Source organism: Phycisphaerae bacterium, from assembly GCA_012729815.1.
Classification (GTDB): Bacteria; Planctomycetota; Phycisphaerae; order JAAYCJ01; family JAAYCJ01; genus JAAYCJ01.
Map to the genome: position 1 here is coordinate 1 of JAAYCJ010000003.1, position 2,710 is coordinate 2,710.

Here is a 2,710-nt window from a genome sequence, read left to right on the forward strand (position 1 = left end):
ACGACACCGGCGAGGACGAGCTCGGCGGCATCCGCGGCGACGTCGATCCGCCCAACACCAACCGCGGCCGCGCCCTGCTCCGCCACAAGCACCTGCTCGAAAACGACTGGGAGCTGACCGTCGAAGCCTCCTATCTGTCCGACCGCAACTTCCTCGAGGAGTGGTTCGAGTCCGAGTTCTTTGAGGGCAAAGAGCAGGAGACCCTGGTCTACCTCAAGAAGGAGTTGACGGATTACACCATCTTCTCCATGCTCGGCAAGTGGCGAATCAACGACTTCCTCACCCAGGTCGAGCACTATCCCGAAGCCGTCATCGACGTGCTCGGCAAGCCCTTCGCCGACGGCCGGGCGGTCTGGTACAGCGAGAACCGCGTGGACGCCGCCCGCTACCGCACCGACAACGACGTGCCCGACTGGCTGATCGACTGGACCCGCTATCAGGACACCGACACCGTCGCCCGCGCCGACAGCCGCCAGGAGGTCGAGTTCCCCCTGAGCATCGGCATGCTCAAGATGGTGCCGTTCGCGGTGATCCGCGGATCGGCCTGGGACGACTCGCCCTTCGACGGCGGCCTCTCCCGCATCTTCGGACTCTACGGCCTGCGCGGCAGCCTCTACCAGTGGAAGGTCTACGACGAGATTGAATCCCGCCTGTTCGATATCCACCGCATCCGGCACGTGATGAAGGAAGACTTCACCTTCTGGGGCGCCCACAGCAACGTCGATCCGTGGGAGTTGACGCCCTTCGACCGCAACGTCGAGGACCTGGTCGATTTCGACGGCTTCACCGCCGGCTGGCGGCATCTGTTCCAGACCAAGCGCGGCGGGCCCGGCCGATGGCGCACCGTCGACTGGCTCACGCTCGACCTCGAGGCCGGGTTCTTCAACGACTCGCAGATGATCGACCTGCTGAACCGGACGCGCGGACGAACCTTCAGCTACCGTCCCGAATGGTCCATCGCCAGCAACTACCTGTCCCTCAACAGCATCTACCGCGTCTCGGACACCACCGCCCTGGTCTACGACGCCATCGTTGACGCCGATCACGGCGAGCTGGGCCTCTCCGGCTTCGGCATCCACGTTGACCGCGATCCGCGGCTGAGCTGGTTCCTCGGCCACCGCTACGTGGGCCTGACCGAGTCGAACCTGCTCGGCGTCGGGGCCAATTACCGGCTCAATAGGAAGTACGCGGTCGCCGTTCGCGAGGAGTTCGACCTGGGCCGCGGCCAGAACGCCGACCTGACCCTCACCCTGCTCCGGCGTCTGCCCCGCTGGTACCTGGCCCTCACCGTCGAGTTCGACGAGACCGAGGACGTCGACAGCGTCAGCCTCGCGCTCTGGCCCGAGGGCATTCCCGAGTGGACCATCGGCTCCCGCCGCTACTCCGATCTGGCCACCACCACCGACGTCCGGCCGTAGGCGACCGAGCGTTCGCCGTCTGCGCCGATCCCCAAAAAAACCGCCCTTCGCCGGACGGGTCCGACGAAGGGCTTCATCTATCGCTGCACTGGCACGTGCTGGTTGTCCGATCGGTGTCGAGACGATCAGCCTGCGGCGCCGGGAAGCAGGCCCGTGATGAACTGCTGGATGTTCGGCAGTTCCGTCAGCACGATCCCGCCCAGGCCGATCAGTCCCGTGTTGACGATCGACGAGGTCAGGTGGTCGTAGTAGGCCAGGGCGGTCCAGAAGTCGCAGCCGCCTGCCGCCGTCGCCGCCGCTGAGATCAAAACCATCCTCGCTCGCATCGCACGCTCCCTGCCATCGTGGCGTCCACTACCTTTTCGGCCGATCCGCCCCAGCCTCCTGAGTTTTTCCGCTGTTTGGCCGGGATCGATTTCGCTTGGGGGCCGGCCGATCGGCCGGTATAATCCGCAGCCTGTCGCGGCGGATGCGGAGCGGCCGCCAACGAACCCACAAGGAGAATTCGGCATGCGTACGAGCAAGACCCTCGCCAGACTTCGGGCCGGCAAAGTCGCCCTCGGAGCCAATATCAGCATCGGACCGTCCCTGATCACCGCGGGCCTCGCCGGCAAACTCGGCTTCGATTTCGCCTGGCTCGACATGGAACATCGCTGGTACAACTGGCACGACGCGGCGATCATGATCTACGGCTGTCGCGAGGGCGGTGTCGACGCGATCGTCCGCGTTCCCGACACCTCGCCCGCCACCTTCCACCGCTGCTTCGAACTCGGGGCCGCCGGCACCATGCTGCCGCACTGCAAGTCGGCCGCCGACGCCGCCAATGCCGTCCGCAACAGCAAGTTCGCCCCGGTCGGCCTGCGCGGCATCGAAAACGTGTTGATCGACGGCGAATTCGGCCTCGTCCCGCTGCCCGAGTTCATGGAAAAGCAGACCCGCGAGAGCGTGGTCGTGGTCCAGATCGAGGACCGTGAGGCCCTGGACTGCATCGACCAGATCACCGGCGCCGAAGGCGTCGACGCCCTGTTCGTCGGGCCCGGCGACCTCTCACAGTCCCTCGGCCGTCCGGGCGACATGGCCAACCCCGATCTGGTGCGGGCCATCGAAAAGGTGGCCAAGGCCTGCCAGCGCGACGGCAAGGCCTGGGGCCTGCCCACCGGACCCAACCCGGATAACATCAAGAAGTACGTCGACCTCGGCGCCCGCTTCATCGTGCCCGCCGTCGACTACGTCGCCATCCTGACCTCATGGCAGAAGACCATCGGCGACGCCCGCGACATCCTCGCCAAAAA

General features: G+C 65.8%; 3 protein-coding genes. 2 read left to right on the plus strand and 1 reads right to left on the minus strand.

Features of this window, described 5'->3' with window-relative positions; genetic code table 11:
• Positions 1-1,418 (plus strand): hypothetical protein (locus tag GXY33_00300; protein NLX03561.1); only part of this gene is annotated, 1,418 nt, incomplete at its 5' end.
• Positions 1,419-1,543: 125 nt separating this feature from the next.
• Here GXY33_00300 and GXY33_00305 read toward each other — a convergent pair.
• A complete protein-coding gene (locus GXY33_00305) occupies positions 1,544-1,744 on the minus strand; it encodes a hypothetical protein (protein ID NLX03562.1) in 201 nt (66 codons plus the stop codon).
• A gap of 184 nt (positions 1,745-1,928) precedes the next feature.
• Here GXY33_00305 and GXY33_00310 point away from each other — a divergent pair.
• On the plus strand, positions 1,929-2,710 hold a 782-nt coding region (locus GXY33_00310), incomplete at its 3' end, for a hypothetical protein (protein ID NLX03563.1).

Excerpts from the sequence above, each read along its gene's own strand:
- GXY33_00305 (NLX03562.1), bottom strand. The coding sequence starts at position 1,744 with ATGCGAGCGAGGATGGTTTTGATCTCAGCGGCGGCGACGGCGGCAGGC.